Origin of the sequence: Kitasatospora sp. NPDC058063 (genome assembly GCF_042885395.1) — a bacterium.
Taxonomy (GTDB): Bacteria; Actinomycetota; Actinomycetes; order Streptomycetales; family Streptomycetaceae; genus Kitasatospora; species Kitasatospora lactacystinica.
This window is the reverse complement of the sequence record NZ_JBHVSD010000004.1, coordinates 186867-201393: the sequence shown is the minus strand read 5'-3', so window position 1 is coordinate 201393 and position 14527 is coordinate 186867. Positions and strand designations below refer to the sequence as shown.

The 14527-nt window shown below is 73.6% G+C and carries 16 protein-coding genes, 1 pseudogene and 1 riboswitch; of the genes and pseudogenes, 10 read left to right on the top strand and 7 right to left on the bottom strand.

The window, feature by feature from the left end:
• Positions 1 to 38: 38 nt before the first annotated feature.
• A riboswitch (SAM riboswitch) is annotated at positions 39 to 181 on the top strand.
• Positions 182 to 381: 200 nt separating this feature from the next.
• A complete protein-coding gene (locus ACFVUY_RS08940) occupies positions 382 to 1095 on the top strand; it encodes an IclR family transcriptional regulator (RefSeq protein WP_387686855.1) in 714 nt (237 codons plus the stop codon).
• A 71-nt stretch (positions 1096 to 1166) separates the two neighbouring features.
• Here the strand turns inward: ACFVUY_RS08940 and ACFVUY_RS08935 are convergent, their stop codons facing one another.
• Positions 1167 to 2420: a threonine/serine exporter family protein gene (locus ACFVUY_RS08935; protein WP_387728431.1), complete on the bottom strand. Its 1254-nt coding sequence runs from the start codon at positions 2418 to 2420 to the stop codon at positions 1167 to 1169.
• A 94-nt stretch (positions 2421 to 2514) separates the two neighbouring features.
• On the bottom strand, positions 2515 to 3465 hold the full coding sequence (locus ACFVUY_RS08930; RefSeq protein WP_387728429.1) for an NADP-dependent oxidoreductase: 951 nt from the start codon (positions 3463 to 3465) through the stop codon (positions 2515 to 2517).
• A gap of 163 nt (positions 3466 to 3628) precedes the next feature.
• Between ACFVUY_RS08930 and ACFVUY_RS08925 the strand changes: the two genes are divergently transcribed.
• From ACFVUY_RS08925 to ACFVUY_RS08915, 3 genes and pseudogenes are all read left to right on the top strand, one after another.
• Entirely contained in the window at positions 3629 to 4579 is a 951-nt protein-coding gene (locus ACFVUY_RS08925) for a GlxA family transcriptional regulator (RefSeq protein WP_387728749.1), read from the top strand.
• A 14-nt stretch (positions 4580 to 4593) separates the two neighbouring features.
• Positions 4594 to 4740, top strand: a pseudogene (locus ACFVUY_RS08920) (hypothetical protein); the annotation flags it as partial.
• Positions 4741 to 5081: 341 nt separating this feature from the next.
• The gene (locus ACFVUY_RS08915; RefSeq protein ID WP_387686421.1) at positions 5082 to 5903 is read left to right on the top strand and encodes a DUF6348 family protein; all 822 of its coding nucleotides are present in this window, start codon (positions 5082 to 5084) and stop codon (positions 5901 to 5903) included.
• A gap of 19 nt (positions 5904 to 5922) precedes the next feature.
• On the opposite strand, the gene ACFVUY_RS08910 is transcribed toward ACFVUY_RS08915, so the two are convergent.
• A complete protein-coding gene (locus tag ACFVUY_RS08910) occupies positions 5923 to 6501 on the bottom strand; it encodes a hypothetical protein (RefSeq protein WP_387728428.1) in 579 nt (192 codons plus the stop codon).
• Positions 6502 to 6762: 261 nt separating this feature from the next.
• Here ACFVUY_RS08910 and ACFVUY_RS08905 point away from each other — a divergent pair, with 261 nt between their 5' ends.
• Positions 6763 to 7269: a hypothetical protein gene (locus ACFVUY_RS08905; protein WP_387728426.1), complete on the top strand. Its 507-nt coding sequence runs from the start codon at positions 6763 to 6765 to the stop codon at positions 7267 to 7269.
• A gap of 60 nt (positions 7270 to 7329) precedes the next feature.
• On the opposite strand, the gene ACFVUY_RS08900 is transcribed toward ACFVUY_RS08905, so the two are convergent.
• From ACFVUY_RS08900 to ACFVUY_RS08890, 3 genes are all read right to left on the bottom strand, one after another.
• Entirely contained in the window at positions 7330 to 7734 is a 405-nt protein-coding gene (locus ACFVUY_RS08900) for a cellulase (RefSeq protein WP_387728424.1), read from the bottom strand.
• 11 nt (positions 7735 to 7745) lie between these two features.
• The gene (locus ACFVUY_RS08895; RefSeq protein WP_387728422.1) at positions 7746 to 8252 is read right to left on the bottom strand and encodes a SigE family RNA polymerase sigma factor; all 507 of its coding nucleotides are present in this window, start codon (positions 8250 to 8252) and stop codon (positions 7746 to 7748) included.
• A 113-nt stretch (positions 8253 to 8365) separates the two neighbouring features.
• Positions 8366 to 9409, bottom strand: a complete 1044-nt coding sequence (locus ACFVUY_RS08890; RefSeq protein ID WP_387728420.1) for a HEAT repeat domain-containing protein — start codon at positions 9407 to 9409, stop codon at positions 8366 to 8368.
• 234 nt (positions 9410 to 9643) lie between these two features.
• Between ACFVUY_RS08890 and ACFVUY_RS08885 the strand changes: the two genes are divergently transcribed.
• The 5 genes from ACFVUY_RS08885 (at position 9644) to ACFVUY_RS08865 (ending at position 13748) form a co-directional block, all read left to right on the top strand.
• The gene (locus ACFVUY_RS08885; RefSeq protein WP_387728418.1) at positions 9644 to 10222 is read left to right on the top strand and encodes a GNAT family N-acetyltransferase; all 579 of its coding nucleotides are present in this window, start codon (positions 9644 to 9646) and stop codon (positions 10220 to 10222) included.
• A gap of 59 nt (positions 10223 to 10281) precedes the next feature.
• Entirely contained in the window at positions 10282 to 11124 is an 843-nt protein-coding gene (locus tag ACFVUY_RS08880) for an isocitrate lyase/phosphoenolpyruvate mutase family protein (RefSeq protein ID WP_387728416.1), read from the top strand.
• A gap of 264 nt (positions 11125 to 11388) precedes the next feature.
• A complete protein-coding gene (locus ACFVUY_RS08875) occupies positions 11389 to 11931 on the top strand; it encodes a GNAT family N-acetyltransferase (RefSeq protein WP_387728414.1) in 543 nt (180 codons plus the stop codon).
• A 439-nt stretch (positions 11932 to 12370) separates the two neighbouring features.
• On the top strand, positions 12371 to 13441 hold the full coding sequence (locus ACFVUY_RS08870; RefSeq protein WP_387728748.1) for a glycoside hydrolase: 1071 nt from the start codon (positions 12371 to 12373) through the stop codon (positions 13439 to 13441).
• 163 nt (positions 13442 to 13604) lie between these two features.
• Positions 13605 to 13748, top strand: coding sequence for a hypothetical protein (locus ACFVUY_RS08865; RefSeq protein WP_387728412.1), 144 nt, complete (start codon positions 13605 to 13607; stop codon positions 13746 to 13748).
• Between the two features lie 271 nt (positions 13749 to 14019).
• Here the strand turns inward: ACFVUY_RS08865 and ACFVUY_RS08860 are convergent, their stop codons facing one another.
• Positions 14020 to 14325, bottom strand: coding sequence for a hypothetical protein (locus tag ACFVUY_RS08860; protein WP_387728410.1), 306 nt, complete (start codon positions 14323 to 14325; stop codon positions 14020 to 14022).
• Between the last annotated feature and the right edge of the window lie 202 nt (positions 14326 to 14527).

Sequence of the window (14527 nt, the reverse complement as noted above, 5' to 3'; positions counted from 1 at the left end):
TTGCCGAGCGGCCCGGGAAGTCTTGTATCGTTCCTGGCGAATCATCCAGAGGGGTGGAGGGACCGGCCCTACGAAGCCCCGGCAACTCCCCGTTCGACCCGGCGTCCGAAGTACGCGCCGTGCCGTCCGGGGGCAGTGCCAACTCCGGCCTGTCGCCACTGTGGCGCGGGAAAGATGAGGAGACACGGTGCTCTCTGTGCTGTCCTTCGCCCGGGCGCTTCCCGCCCCGGCGCTTTCGCGTACCCGTCTCGTGCCCGGCGCAGGCAATCGGCCGTTTCCCCCGGCCCGTCCTCGCTGACCACACCCCCCGGCTCCCCGCCAGGAGCCGCCGTGAGCAGCGACCGTCCGCTGCTCCGGGCCCCGAGACTGGAGTACCCCCACATGGAGAACACGAGCGGCGTCGGCGTGCTCGACAAGGTCACCTCGATCCTCGGCACCCTGGAGGCCGGCCCCGCCACGCTGGGCGGCCTGGTCGCCGCCACCGGCATGGCGCGGCCCACCGCCCACCGGCTGGCGGTCGCACTTGAACACCACCGCCTGGTCAGCCGGGACACCCAGGGCCGGTTCATGCTCGGCCCGCGGCTCGGCGAGCTCGCGACGGCGGCCGGCGAGGACCGGCTGCTGGCCGCGGCCGGCTCGGTCCTCTCCCAGCTGCGCGACATCACCGGGGAGAGCGCCCAGCTCTACCGACGGCAGGGCGAGGTGCGGATCTGCGTGGCCGCCGCCGAGCGCCTCACCGGCCTGCGCGACACCGTTCCGGTGGGCGTCACCCTCCCCATGAAGGTCGGCGCCGCCGCCCAGATCCTGCTCGCCTGGGAGGAGCCCGAACGGCTCCACCGCGGACTGCAGGGCGCCCGCTTCACCGCCACCGCGCTGAGCGGCGTACGGCGCCGGGGCTGGGCCCAGTCGGTCGGCGAGCGCGAACTCGGGGTCGCCTCCGTCTCCGCGCCGGTCCGCGGCCAGTCCAACCGGGTGGTCGCCGCCGTCACGGTGTCCGGGCCGATCGAACGCCTCACCCGGCACCCCGGCGCCCAGCTCTCCCAGGCCGTGGTGGAGGCCGCGCACCGGCTCACCGAGGCGCTGCGCCACCCCTGAGCGGGGCCCCGCCCGCGTCGGGCCCCGGCCGCATCGGGGCCCTGACACGGGCGGGGCCGTCTGCCCCGGGCTCAGGCCCGGGGCAGCAGCACGGCGCGGGAGGGACGGGGGATCCGGCTGATCACCGAGCCGATCAGGGTGCCGATCGACACCCCGAAGACCGCCGACACGGCCGTCAGCACCGACTGCGCGCCGTTCCCGACCTCGATCTGCGCGGTGTGCAGCAGGCCGAAGGAGCCCGGTACCACGATCCAGAACGCCGGGAGGTAGAGCACCTGCCAGAGCGGACCGCCGGGCAGCCAGTGCACCAGGGTGGCCGCGGCCGCGGCGGTGACCGCGCCGGCCAGGCCGCCGACCGCCGCGCCGTGCGCCGACCCCACCACCACCTGGACCGTGACGCTGACCGCGATCACCACGACGATCCACGGGACGGCCGAGGGCGGGGTGTTCACGCTGACCACCACGCCGGCCACCGCGAGCGCCAGCCCCAGCGCGATCACCCACCAGCTGGGCCTGGCGACCTGCACGTCGGCCAGCGCGGCGGCCGGCACGCCGGCCGCCGTCGCGGCCGCGGCCACCCCGGCGAGGAACAGCGCCAGCTGCACCGCACCGGACACCAGCCGGGCCGTACCCGCGCTGGCCGCACCCGCGGCGATCTCCGACAGCCCGGTGACGAGCAGTCCGCCCGGCAGCAGGATCGCCAGCGTGGCCACGATGGTCCGCAGCGGGCCCTCCAGCAGCCCGGCCCGGGCGAGCGAGAGGACCAGCAGCGCGACCAGGAAGCCGGCGGTGACGGGCAGCAGCGGCCGCAGGTACGGCAGCCGCCGGGCGAGCACGGTCAGTCCGACGACGATCAGCGAGCCGAGCCCGGCCGCCAGCACATTCGCCGCCACCGGCTGGAGGAAGAGGCAGACCCCCACCCCGACCGGCAGCGCCCCGAGGTCCGACACCCACGCGGGCCGGCGGGCCGGGGCCCGCCGGATCCCGTCCAGCTCGGCGAGCGCCCGGGGCCCGTCGAGCTCGCCCGCCCGCAGCCGGTGCACCAGGTGGAGGACGTCGGCCGTCTGCTCGAACCGCAGCGCGGTGCCGACCGGCTGGAACCGGGTGGCGTCGTCCGGCCCCAGCGCGACGAAGAGCCCGTTGGTCAGGGCGGCGACCCGTACCTCCGGCGCCCCCAACGCCCGCCCCAGCCAGTGGAGCTCCTCTTCGACGTCATGGACGGGCAGGCCGCCGCCCAGCAGGGCTTCGCCCAGTTCGAGGAGCAGACGGCGGAGCGGGTCGGGCGGGGCGTCGGTGCCCCGGACCGGGGGAGACTTGCTTGGCATGGCAGGTATCGTCCCATCCCGCCCGAATCGGTCCGACTCTGCCCCGGTCTGATCGGTTCTGCTCACCGTCCGCCCGTGACACCGCCGGGCGCTGTCACGGGCGGACGGTGAGCACCAGCTTCCCCGTGACCCGGCCGGTCTCGCCCTCGGCGTGGGCCTTGGCAGCCTCGGCGAGCGGGTAGGTGCCGGAGACGTGGACGCGCAGCTGCCCGGACTCGGCGAGGGCGGCGATCGCGGCCATCCCGGCCCGGTCGTGCTCGACCAGCAGGGTCTTCGCCGTCACGCCCAACTCGGCGGCACGCTCGGCCAGTCCGTCGAGGTCGTGGGGCAGGATCGACACCAGGACGCCGCCGGGCCGGAGCGTCTCCAGGGAGCGCAGCCGGTACTCCCCGCCCAGCGGGTCGAGGACCACGTCGACGTCCCGGGCCTCCTGCACGAAGTCGGCGGTGCGGTAGTCGATCACCTCGTCCGCGCCCAGGCCCCGGACGAAGTCGTGCTTGGCGGCGGACGCGGTGCCGATGACGTACGCGCCGCGCGCCTTGGCGATCTGCACGGCGACGTGCCCCACGCCGCCGGCCGCCGCGTGCACCAGGACCCGCTGCCCCGGCCGGACCCCGGCAGTGTCGACGAGGGCCTGCCAGGCGGTGAGCGCCACCAGCGGGAGCGCGCCCGCCTCGACGTGGGTCAGTGCGGCGGGCTTGGGCACGAAGGCCCGGGCGGGGCCAGTGACGTACTCGGCGTGCGAGCCGGCGCCGTACGGGTAGGGCAGCATGCCGAAGACCTCGTCGCCCGGGGCGAGGAGCGAGACGCCGAGGCCGACCGCCTCGACGGTCCCGGAGACGTCCCAGCCGAGGGTGAACGGGGGCTGCCCGAGGAAGATGCCGCGCTCGCGGTGCTTCCAGTCGGTGGGGTTGACCCCGGCGGCGTGGACGGCGACGAGGATCTGGCCGACGCCGGGCGTGGGCCGTTCGACCTCGGCCTCGTGGAGGACGTCCGGGGCGCCGAGGGTGGTCTGGGTGACGGCTCGCATCGTGTTCGTGGTCATGGACCAAGCCTGCGACCGGGGCCCTGACCTGCGAAATGGCAAGATGGTCAAAGACCGATAGGATCGTGCCATGCCTGCGATCGCACCCCGCGGCCACCGCGGCCCCGGTTTCATCGCTCTCCCCGGCGCCCTCGGTCTCCCCGGCGACCGGCCGCCGCACCGCGTGGTCGTCCTCGCCCTCGACGGCGTGTACCCCTTCGAGCTGGGCATCCCCAACCGGGTCTTCCCCGGCGTGCCGGGAGCGTACGAGGTGGTGACGTGCGCCGCGACGGACGACCGGACGGTCGCCACCGACGCCGACTTCACGATCACCGTCGGGCACGGGCCCGAGGCGCTGGAGAGCGCCGACACGGTCGTCATCCCGCCCTACGCCCTGCACCGCGTCACCGCCGACCTGCCGGACGCCGAGCGCGCGGCCCTCGCCCGGATCCGCCCCGGCACCCGCATCGTCTCCATCTGCACCGGCGCGTTCGCCCTGGCCGCCGCCGGCCTGCTCGACGGCCGCCCCGCCACCACCCACTGGGCGCTGGCGCCGGCCTTCCGCCGGATGTTCCCCCGCGTCGCCCTGGACGCCGACGTGCTGTTCGTCGACGACGGCGACATCCTCACCTCGGCGGGCGCCGCCTCCGGCCTCGACGTGTGCCTGCACGTGGTGCGCTCCGACCACGGCAGCGCCGTCGCCAACCAGGTCGCCCGGCACTGCGTGGTGCCGCCCTGGCGCGAGGGCGGCCAGGCCCAGTACATCGAACAGCCGGTGCCGCCGGAGGGCGCCAACGGCACCGCCGCGACCCAGGCCTGGGCCCTGGAACACCTCGACCGCCCGCTCGCCCTGAGGGAGTTGGCCGCGCACGCGCGGATGAGCCCGCGCACCTTCGCCCGCCGCTTCCAGGAGGAGACCGGCACCAGCCCCGGCCGCTGGCTGATCCAGCAACGGCTGCACCGCGCCCGCCACCTGCTGGAGACCAGCGACCTCCCGGTCGACCGGATCGCCACCGAGATCGGCTTCGCCACCGGCGCCTCGCTGCGCCAGCACCTGCACGCGGCGATCGGGGTGTCGCCCCAGGCCTACCGCGCCACCTTCCGCGGCCGGGCCGCCGCCCCGAGCCGGACCTGACCGGCCGTCGCCCCGGTTCCCCGCTCCGGTCCGAGCTGATGATGCTCTCCGCGCTCCCGGTCGCCGAACTGCGCGGTCAGGCGGATGCGCTCGCGCGGGAGATCCGCGAGGTCGACGTGCGGATCCAGCGCACGAACTGGGAGGTCGATCTGCTGGACTGACAGTCCGGCATGATCGGACGATGTGGAGCAGGTAGCAGCTTCGGAGGCGTGCACACACCGAGGGCCGGCGGTACTCCGGCCCACTCCTGGCGCGTGAAGAGCAACGCGGGGTTCGACTCCCCATCAACAGTGCAGCTCAGCACCGCGTACAGGTAACCGTGCACAGCACACAGCACATCACCACGTGCAGGTCCGCGGCGGCGAGGGCGGGTTCGGGGCATTCCACATCGCAGCTCCGCGCAGGAAGTCGGCGGGCCCGACTTCCTGCGCGGCGCGCCGGCCCGGCTCAGGCGTGGAGCGTGAACGGGGCACTGGAAGCTTCGCCTCCGTATGATCCCCGCATGTCCTGGATACGCCGCCGCTCTCGCGCCACCGAGCCCACCGAGTCGTCCCAGCGCACCGAGCGTTGCGAGCCGCCCGAGAGCCGACTGCCCGACCGCGAGTTCCTCGCCCTGGTTCGCGATGCCCTTGAGGAGATCGCCCCCGGCAGCACGGAGGGCACCGAACTCAAGGGCAACTCGCTGCTCAGCCCCCGGGGCTGGGCCGTCGCCGTCGGACCGGCAGGACACGGGGACAACCGGCACTACGACCTGATCGCCTTCCCGGACGTGAGTGTCCAGCCCGACGTCCCCTGCTTCACGGACTGCGTCGTGGTCGTCAGCACCCCGCGCGCGGCGGCCGGGCTGTGGGCCCGTTCCGCCGGTGCCTGCATGCTCGAACTGCTCGACGGTCGCGGGCAGTTCGCCGATCACCTGAGCCCCGACCAGGAACACGGCGTCCCGGGACGGCGATCCATCACCTCGGGCGTCCTGGCCTACGGACTCTCCGCCGAGGAGAACCTCCGGCTCCAGAAGGAACTGCTGGAGGCGCAGGCACTACGCAAGATCGCCGATACCTTCACCGCCGACCTGGAGTCGCCCTGGTTCAACGGTGTCCACCTCTTCTACGGTGGTGCCCCGGGCGCCGTGGAGGCCGAAGTCCGGGTCAACGGCGAGCGGCACGAGGCCGCCTCCGCTGCGTTGGCCGCCCTCGGCCTGCCCGAGCCTGCGGTCTTCACCGTCGCCCGGTCCTTCACCCTGGTGCTGCCCGCCGGCTCCGGCCGGGAGCGGCACGACCACGCCGACGGCGGGAGCGGATGCGACTGCGGCGGGGCCTCGGCCTGAGCGGGTGAAGCGCGCCGGCTCAGGCGTGGAGCACGACGTTGGGCAGCGGGCGGCCTTCGGCGTCGAACAACGCGGCGCCGCAGTCGCAGTGCTCGTCGGCGAGGGTCTCGCTCGGCGGCAGCTCCCACACCAGCATCTGCGAGCAGTCCGGGCAGTTCAGACTGACCAGGGTCGCCTCGGGCCCCGAGCCCCAGGCCCGTACCGGGAGGCCCTCGTGCAGCAACCCGGCGGGCTCGCGCCCACCGGTCAGCGCGACCAGCAGCTCGTAGGTGTCGGTGCCGTTCTCCCGCACCAGGAGCGTGCGGCCGAGGTCCGCCAGCACGCCGGCGAGGTGATCGAGCTGACGGACCGGGACGTCACCGCGGCGCAGCGTCGGATCGTCCTCGGCCGCCCGGTGGACCACATCGGTGTCGATGCCCGCCGGTTCCGCCCCGAAGGCCCGTACCCGACCGGCCACGAATGCCGCCAGCTGCCCCGGGTGGTCCTCGCCGGTCCAGTCCATCGTGAACATCACCCGGTCGACCCGGACTCCCCGCGCCCGCTCGTCGGGGGTCAGGACCAGCGCTTCCAGCTCTTCCGACTCTTCCAGCTCCGTCATGGTGAGCACGCTATCAACGGGGTCGGACGGGCCTTGGCGATCCCGGTAGCCACCACACCACCGTCCTGCGGGCCGCGGGCCTGCTCACCACGGAACGCTCCGGCCCCGGCGTCCGCCTCGCCCTGACCCGGCTCGGCGAGGCCCCCTCCAGGACCGCCCCTGAACCCCGCCCGGACGGGGCCGCGAGCGTCCGCATCCTCCCGCGGTGAGCCGCGACGACCTGCGCGGACGCACCGGCGAGCATGCCGCTACGGTTCCTCCGTGACTTCCCCCGCCTGGACCGATGACGAGATCATCGCCGGCCTCCACGAGTTCGCCGAGGCCCGCGGTCTTCCCCTGCCCGCGCCGACGAAGGCCGCCGACGAGTTCGAGGCCCTCACCGGATTTCCGATGGCGCCCCTGCTGCGGAGGATCTACTGCGAGGTCGCCGACGGCGGCTTCGGGCCGTACGGCGGCGTCGTCTCGCTCACCGAGTCGAAGCGGCGGTTCAGCCACGAGGCGTCTCTGGCGCGCGTCTACCGGAAGTGGGCCTCCGAGCCGGGCTTTCCGTCCAGCGTGGTGCCGTTGGTGACCCTCGGCGGTGTCATCTGGTGGTGCCTCGACCTCAGTACCCCGCAGGGCGCCATGTGGGGCATGGACGAGAACGCCTGCGACCACCACTACGTGTCCCCGCAGAAGTTCACGCTGGCGGAATGGCTCACGGACTGGCTCCGCGGGAACGACACCTTCCCGACGGTTCCCCCTGTTCCGGACTGCCCCGACTGCTGACGGGCGGCCGGCTGCGGCCCGTTCCCTCGGCGCTCGGGCCGCAGCCGGTCCGGCCGCCTGCTACCGGGACCGGGGCGCGGTCGAGAGCGGGGTGGGAGGGCCGGTCGGGGTGGGGGTCCAGGTCGGGTTCGGGGTGGGAGGGCCGGTCGGGGTGGGGGTCCAGGTCGGGTTCGGGGTGGGAGGGCCCGTCGGCGTCGGCGTCGGCGTCGCCGTCGGGACGGGAGTCGGGGTGGACGTGGCGGTGGAGGCCGGGCCGGTGGTGCTGTGGTCCTGGGCGAAGGCGGCGGGAAGGCCCACACCGATTCCGGCGAGGAGCAGGACGGAGCCGCCGCCCATGAGGGCCGCCCGGGTGCGGCGGCGCGCCCGCACGCCGGCCTGGAGGCGCTCGCGGTGCCGGGGTTCGAAGGGCGTCTGTTCCTGGGTGTCGCGCATCATGCGTGTCAGCTCCTGTTCGAAATGATCCATGTGTCGTTCCTTCACCCCACCGGCTCGCTGACCTCCGTCAGGGCCTGTCGCAGTTTCGCCACCCCGCGCGACACCAGGGAACGGGCGGTGCCCAGCGGGCAGCCCATCACCTCGGCGACCTGCTGCTCCGGCAGGTCCTGGTAGTAGCGCAGGACGACCGCGGCCCGCTGCCGGGCCGACAGGAGGGCCAGTGCGGCCTCCAGCCGGGTGGGTTCGTCGACGGCGGCGGCCAGGTCCTGACCGTCCGCCGTCTCGGGCAGTTCCCCGGTGGGGCGTTCGCCCCACCAGCGGCGACGGGCCGAGCGGGCCGCCGCACGCACCAGGACCTGGCGCACGTACGCCTCGGGGGCCTGCCCGGCGACCTTCGGCCAGGCGGACCACAGCTTGAGGAGCCCCTCCTGGAGCAGGTCCTCGGCCCGGTGCCGGTCTCCGCCGGTGAGCAGGCGCGCGAGGTGGAACAACGCGGACCAGCGCGCCGCGACGAACTCGTCGAAACCATCCGCTCGCGACTGCCTCATCCGGCACCGCCCTTCCGACCCGCGAACACCTGTACCTGTTGAAAGGCACTGGCGCCCGGACCGCTATGCACCGCGATCCTGTGAGCTGGATCACTCGCGGGCGGTCGCGGCGCCTACGGCCGCGTCACGGGGTGGTCGCCCGGGTGGTCTCCACAGACCAGTTCGGCCGCCCGCAGCGGATCGTTGCCCGCGCGGGCGAGCAGTGCTCCGACGTCGTAGCCCGGTGCGTCGGGGCCGCTGCCGAGGCCGAGGGTCAGGCCGGGTTCGCAGCGGGTCGCCCGGACCGCGGCCGACAGCTCGGGCCGCAACTGCTCCAGGGCGCGCACCAGCGCCCAGGCAGCCTCGTCGAGCCGGGCCTTCCGTGCCGGGTCGCAGGCGGCGAGGGCCTCGGCCACCCCGTGGTCGTCCGGGTCGTAGTCCTCCAGCAGCGGCAGCAGTTCGGGGGCGCCGAGGATCTCCGCCGCCCGGAAGGTGAGGACCTCCGCGCCGTCCGGATCCGCCAGCAGCTCGCGCAGGGGCGCGGTGGCGCGCGGGTCGCGCCGCCGCGCCAGACCGCGGACGCCCTCCGCGCGGACGTCCGGGTCCGCGTCCCGGGTCCGTTCCCAGAGGGCCGCCCGGACCGCCGGGGTGTCGGCCCCGGACTGGAAGCCCAGCGAGAACGTGGCCCAGTTGCGCACCTCCGGGTCCGGGTCCCGGGCGAGGGCGATCAGCGCGCGGACGTCCGGCCCGTCGGGCAGCCCGCTGTCGAAGCCCCCGAGGGCGATGGCCGTCGCTTGCCGCACCTCGGGGTCCCGGTGCCCGGCCAGGGCCACCAGGACGGGCACGGCCCGCCGGTCCTGGGTCTGGTCCAGGGCCCGTGCCAGCGAGCGGAGGACTTCGGGTTCGGACTCCCGTACGGCCAGGGCGGTCAGGGCGTCGGCAGCCCCCGCCCGGACGTCCTCGTGCGCGTCGCTCGCGAACCCCAACAGGTCGCAGCCCAGGGCCCGTTCCACCGGCCGCGGCGACCCGAGCAGGTCCACCGCGCGCGCCAGTGCCCCGCGCCCGTCGGCCTCGGCGGCCCGCCGCAGCAGTCCCTCGCACGCGTGCCGGTCCTGCGCGCCGAGGGCCTGCCCGACCAGCTCCGTCACCGGTTCCGCCGTATCCCCGTCCCTGTTCATCCCGGCAGTCTCGCGCACGGTGCCCGCCCCGCGCACGGCGGTTTCCGCCGCTGTCCCTCGGCCCCCTGCACCTCGGCCCCGTACCTCGGCCCCGCACGCGGCCCGGCCCGGCGGCCGGGCGTTCCGCTGCGGTGGGTCGGGGCCAGAGCCGGGTACCGGCCAGGGTGGCGGAGGCCGTGCCCGCCGCCGTAGCGTGCGGGTTCGGGACGACGCCGGACGGCGGGGAGAGGCGACATGGCAGGGCAGGACACGCGGTTCGCCGCCTACGCTCCGGACCCGGCCGAGCGGCCTGCTCCGGTGACCGCGGTGGTGGCGGAGGCGACCGGGGACGATGTGCCGAGGCTGGCCGCGATCCAGGCCCGGGCGCGCGGTGGTTCGGCGGGCGCATGGGCGGACCGCATCCGGGGGGCGCTGCGTGCTGAGCGCAGCCTGGTGATCACCGCGAAGGTGTCCGGTGCAGCCGTCGGGTACGCGAGCGCGGCGTTCCTGCCCGAGCACGCCGGGGACGGTGCCCCGGCCGGCCACTACCTGACCGGTGTCACGGTGGATCCCGACTGGCGGCGCCGTGGAATCGCGAGGCTGCTGACCCGGCGCCGGATGGAATGGGCCTGGGGAGGAGGGGCGGCCGTCTGGTGCTTCATCTCGGCCAGGAACCGCGCCTCGCTCGACCTGCACCGGGAACTCGGCTTCGAGCAGGTGGAGTTCGGCGCCTCCTTCCAGGGCATCAATTTCGCCGGTGGCGAGGGCCGGCTCCTGCGAGCGGACCCCCCCGCGACCGTGACGGTGCGTGCGGCCGGGCACGGTTCCCTGTGAGGCGATCGATCCCGCACCCGGGAGCGGGCCGTGATCGTTCGTCCGGCCCCCGTGGTGCAATGTCGTCCATGGCGACACTTCTCGACACGGCACTGACGTTCCGCTCCCTGCACGTACCGGGCTCGCCGTTGGTCCTGCCCAACGCATGGGACGGCGCTTCCGCCCGGGTGGTGGCGGAGGCGGGTGCCCGTGCGATCGCGACCACCAGTGCCGGGGTCGCCTGGTCGCTCGGTCACGGCGACGGCGATCGCCTGACCCGCGACCAGGCGCTCGGCGCGCTGGCCCGGATCACGGCCGCCGTCGACGTACCGGTCACCGCGGACATCGAACGCGGCTACGCGACCGACCCGGACGGTGTGGCCGAGACCGTTCGAGGCGTCCTCGCGGCCGGGGCCGTGGGCATCAACCTGGAGGACACCCTGCGTCCGGTCGGCGAGCAGGCCGAACGGATCGCGGCCGCCCGTGAGGCTGCGGACGAGACCGGCGTCCCGCTGTTCATCAACGCCCGCATCGACACGCACCGCCTGCCGCCCGGTGACCGCACGACCTGGCTGGACGAAACGCTCACCCGCGCCCGCGCCTACGCGACGGCCGGTGCGGACGGCATCTTCGTCCTCGGCACACCGGACACCGGGACGGTCAGGACGCTCGCGGGTTCTCAACCCCTGCCGGTGAACGTCCTGGTCGGCCCCGGAGCACCGCCGGTGTCCGAGCTCGCCGAGGCGGGCGCTGCCCGCATCAGCGCGGGGTCCTCCCTCGTCGAGGCCGCGTACGCGCTGGTTCGCAGGGCGGCCCGGGAACTGCTGGAGAGCGGCACAACGACCGCGCTGGAGGGCGGATTCGACTACGCCACCCTCAACGCACTGCTCCTGGGCGGGCCCCGCACGGCTGCTTCTGAGTGAACGTGCAGGGCGGCCTCGCGCGCCGGGGACGTGGTGGGGGGAGCGGGCGGGCCGCGACGGTGATCCACCGTGTCGAGAACGGGAAGCTCGCCGAGAAGTGGTCGGACAAGGACCTTCTCGGCTTCCTCCAGCAACTCGACGTCGTCCCGACGCCCGGCGGGAGTTCGGAGTAGGCCAGGACGGGGGCCGGATCGATCCGACGAGCGCCTGCACGCGTGTCCGATGAGGATGGCGGAGAGCCACTTGCTGATCCAGAATGACGGAATGGTCACGCTTGAGACTCCCCGGTTGATCCTGCGTCGCTGGCGCGAGGCGGACGTCGCGCCCATGGCTGCCGTCAATGCCGATCCCGAGGTGATGCGGTGGATCCGGGACGGCAGCGTCCGTGACGAGCAGCAGACCCGCGCCGGGATCCGGGCGTGGGAGGGCGAGTGGGAGTCGCGGGGCTTCGGCCTGTTCGCCGTGGAGATCCGCTCCACCGGCGAGCTGGCCGGGTTCACCGGGCTTTCGGTGCCCGCGTTCCTGCCGGAGGTGCTGCCGGCGGTCGAGGTCGGCTGGCGGCTGGGACGTTCCCACTGGGGGCGGGGCCTGGCCACCGAGGCGGCTGTGGCCGCTGTCCGGTTCGGGTTCGAGGAGCGGGGGCTGGAGCGGATCGTCAGCATCGCCCAGGTGGGCAACGACGCCTCCGAACGGATCATGACCAAGCTGGGGATGCACCCGGCCCGCGAGACCGTCAATCCCACCAGCGGTCGGCGGGTCCGGGTGTTCGAGCTGTCGGCGGAGCAGTTCGCCGCAGCCCCGCGCTGACGGTCCGGGCGCCCGTCCAGGCGTTCGTCCAGGCGCGCTTTCAGGCCCAGCGTCGCCGGTTCTTGACATTGCGTGCTCCCTCAGGAGCCGTCGGCCCACCAGGGTGGACGACAAGGCAGACTCCTCCTGGGCTGACCGGCGGCGACGGATTCCAGGGGGAACCGATGGAAACGTACGCTGCTGCGCGGACTCGTGGGAGTGCCGCTCGGCGCGATGACGCTGATCTCCGGAACCGGCCGTTCCTGGGCGGGCCAGCCGATCGGAACGATCGACGTCAAGCCGCCGGCACCGAACGTGGAGTGGACCCGCCGCTGGGAGGGATGGGGCACCTCGCTGGGCTGGTGGGCGAACCGGATCGGGCCCCGGGACGACCTGGCCGACCTGCTTCCAGCTCGACTGGAACTCCGACGACCCGTCCTCGTCGAGCTTCGACTGGAGCCTGGACGCCAAGCAGCGGGGCGTTCTCCAGCAGGCGAAGGCCCGGGGCGTGGACACCTTCGAGCTCTTCGCCAACTCGCCGATGTGGTGGATGCTCAAGAACGACAACCCGGAGGGCGCCGCCGATGGGCTCTGCAACCTCCAGGACGGCAACTTCGACCGCCACGCGGCCTACCTGGCGACGGTGGCACGGTATGCGCACGACCACTGGGGCATCGACTTCGCCTCGGTCCAGCCGTTCAACGAGCCGGGCCTGAACTGGGGCAACAAGGCGGTGATGAACACCACCCAGGAAGGCTGCTTCTACACCCACGCCCAGCAGGCCGACCTCATCCGGCGGACCCGCGCCCACCTGAACGTCCGGGGCCTGACGGGGACGCTGGTGGCGGGCCTCGACGAGAACGGCACCGCGCTGGCCCGCAACACCTGGACGAGCCCGGAGTTCGACGCCGTGACCAAGGCGGCCGTCGGCCGGGTCAACGTCCACGGCTACGACGAACTCGGCGGCGACCGGGCCGGGTTGTACGACGCGGTGTCCGCCGACGGCAAGCGGATCTGGAACTCCGAGTACGGCGACGGGTGGGCGCACGGCCTGGCCCTCGCCGAGAACCTGCACGCCGACCTGCACCTGCTCCACCCTTCGGCCTGGGTGGCGTGGCAGATCCTCGACTGGCACGGCTTCGGCGCGATCGACTTCACCGACGGGGCACTGGTCTGGGTCAACCCCAAGTACTGGGTGCTCGCTCAGTACATGCGGCACATCCGCCCGGGGATGACGATCATGGACACCGGCCACAACAACGCGGTCGCGGCCTACGACGCCGTCAACCACAAGCTGGTCGTGGTCGCCTACCTCCTCGAGGACGCGCAGTGGCTCACGTTCGACCTGTCGGCGTTCTCGCAGCCGGGCGTCCACGGCGCCGCGGTCAAGCGCTGGGTCACCGGCGTCGGCGCCGGTGACGGCCAGCGCTACCAGTACTACGCGGACACCGTGATGAACGGCGGGCGGTTCTGGTCCGACTGCGGTGCCTACAGCGTCCAGACCTTCGAGGTCTCCGACGTCCACCTGTAGCCGTTCGCGTCCCCGGCCGGGCCCGCCCCGGCCGGGGACCTCCGTCGACTTCCCGCGCGGGGTGGGTGGGGTCGGGCCGATTGGTCGTGAGCGATGGTCCGGTGACGGTCCGTCATGACAGGATCGGTGCGGGTCGGCACCGTGTCGACCGGAAGGAGGAGACATGGCCGAGGACAGCAAGGTGACGGAGTCCGCCAAGGACAAGGCCGTGTCCGGCAAGTACGCGGGCACGGAGATCACGATCGAGGGCGAGGAGCACATCATCATCCGGGAGGACGAAGTCCCGGTGAGCGCCGACGGCGAGTGATCCGGCCGCGCCCACGCTTCGGTGCGGGCTGATCCTCGCCCGTGCCGGAGCGGAGCGGAGCGCCGTCCGGCAAGGACATGGGCCCCGTCGGCCGCTAGAAACCGCCACTGCCGACCGGGCCCTTTCTGTTGCGTTTCCGCGGGTCGTAGGCTCGGCTCGCCATCCACCGTCCCCGGACCGGACGAACCGGGACAGGATCACCCTGCATCCCAGCTTCCGGGACCGGATCACGGGAGACTTTCGGCACTTCCCGCGTGGGGCGGGAGGGGGGCTATGCCGGGTGCTCGTGGGCGATGGCCCGGAGGACGTCGGCGAGCCACGTCAGGTGGTGGCTCAGTGCGCGGTCCGGGTCGGCGACTACGTCCCGCAGGTGCTGCCAGGATTCCGAGAGCTGTCCGATGGTGAGTTCGTCCGGCGTCCGGGTGACGTCGTAGAGGTCGTTCGGGGGGATGGACCAGAAGTAGTCGTTGTCCAGGGTGACGGCATCGCCCGCCGCAGCGGCTTCCATATGACGGAGTACGACGTCGAACGAGCTGCGCAGCTCGGCGAAGGACACGGACAGGGGTTCATCAGTCATGATCACCATCATGGGGGACCGGTGGGGATGAGCAGGAAGTCGGTGGGGCCGACTTCCTGTGCGAGGTGGTCGGGTGTCAGGTCCTTGGGCACCGGGCGGGGGGGGGGGGGGGGGGCCCGGGGGGGGGGGGGCCCCCCCCGGGGGGGGGGGGGGGGCGGGCGCCCCCAAGAAAGCGCCACCCCAACCCCCAACCGCGGCCACA

What these genes read in the sequence shown, in the direction of transcription:
- ACFVUY_RS08940 (WP_387686855.1), top strand. Translation starts at nt 382, where the DNA reads ATGGAGAACACGAGCGGCGTCGGCGTGCTCGACAAGGTCACCTCGATC.
- ACFVUY_RS08935 (WP_387728431.1), bottom strand. Translation starts at nt 2,420, where the DNA reads ATGCCAAGCAAGTCTCCCCCGGTCCGGGGCACCGACGCCCCGCCCGAC.
- ACFVUY_RS08930 (WP_387728429.1), bottom strand. Translation starts at nt 3,465, where the DNA reads ATGACCACGAACACGATGCGAGCCGTCACCCAGACCACCCTCGGCGCC.
- ACFVUY_RS08915 (WP_387686421.1), top strand. Translation starts at nt 5,082, where the DNA reads ATGTCCTGGATACGCCGCCGCTCTCGCGCCACCGAGCCCACCGAGTCG.
- ACFVUY_RS08910 (WP_387728428.1), bottom strand. Translation starts at nt 6,501, where the DNA reads ATGACGGAGCTGGAAGAGTCGGAAGAGCTGGAAGCGCTGGTCCTGACC.
- ACFVUY_RS08900 (WP_387728424.1), bottom strand. Translation starts at nt 7,734, where the DNA reads ATGGATCATTTCGAACAGGAGCTGACACGCATGATGCGCGACACCCAG.
- ACFVUY_RS08895 (WP_387728422.1), bottom strand. Translation starts at nt 8,252, where the DNA reads ATGAGGCAGTCGCGAGCGGATGGTTTCGACGAGTTCGTCGCGGCGCGC.
- ACFVUY_RS08890 (WP_387728420.1), bottom strand. Translation starts at nt 9,409, where the DNA reads ATGAACAGGGACGGGGATACGGCGGAACCGGTGACGGAGCTGGTCGGG.
- ACFVUY_RS08885 (WP_387728418.1), top strand. Translation starts at nt 9,644, where the DNA reads ATGGCAGGGCAGGACACGCGGTTCGCCGCCTACGCTCCGGACCCGGCC.
- ACFVUY_RS08880 (WP_387728416.1), top strand. Translation starts at nt 10,282, where the DNA reads ATGTCGTCCATGGCGACACTTCTCGACACGGCACTGACGTTCCGCTCC.
- ACFVUY_RS08875 (WP_387728414.1), top strand. Translation starts at nt 11,389, where the DNA reads ATGGTCACGCTTGAGACTCCCCGGTTGATCCTGCGTCGCTGGCGCGAG.
- ACFVUY_RS08865 (WP_387728412.1), top strand. Translation starts at nt 13,605, where the DNA reads ATGGCCGAGGACAGCAAGGTGACGGAGTCCGCCAAGGACAAGGCCGTG.
- ACFVUY_RS08860 (WP_387728410.1), bottom strand. Translation starts at nt 14,325, where the DNA reads ATGACTGATGAACCCCTGTCCGTGTCCTTCGCCGAGCTGCGCAGCTCG.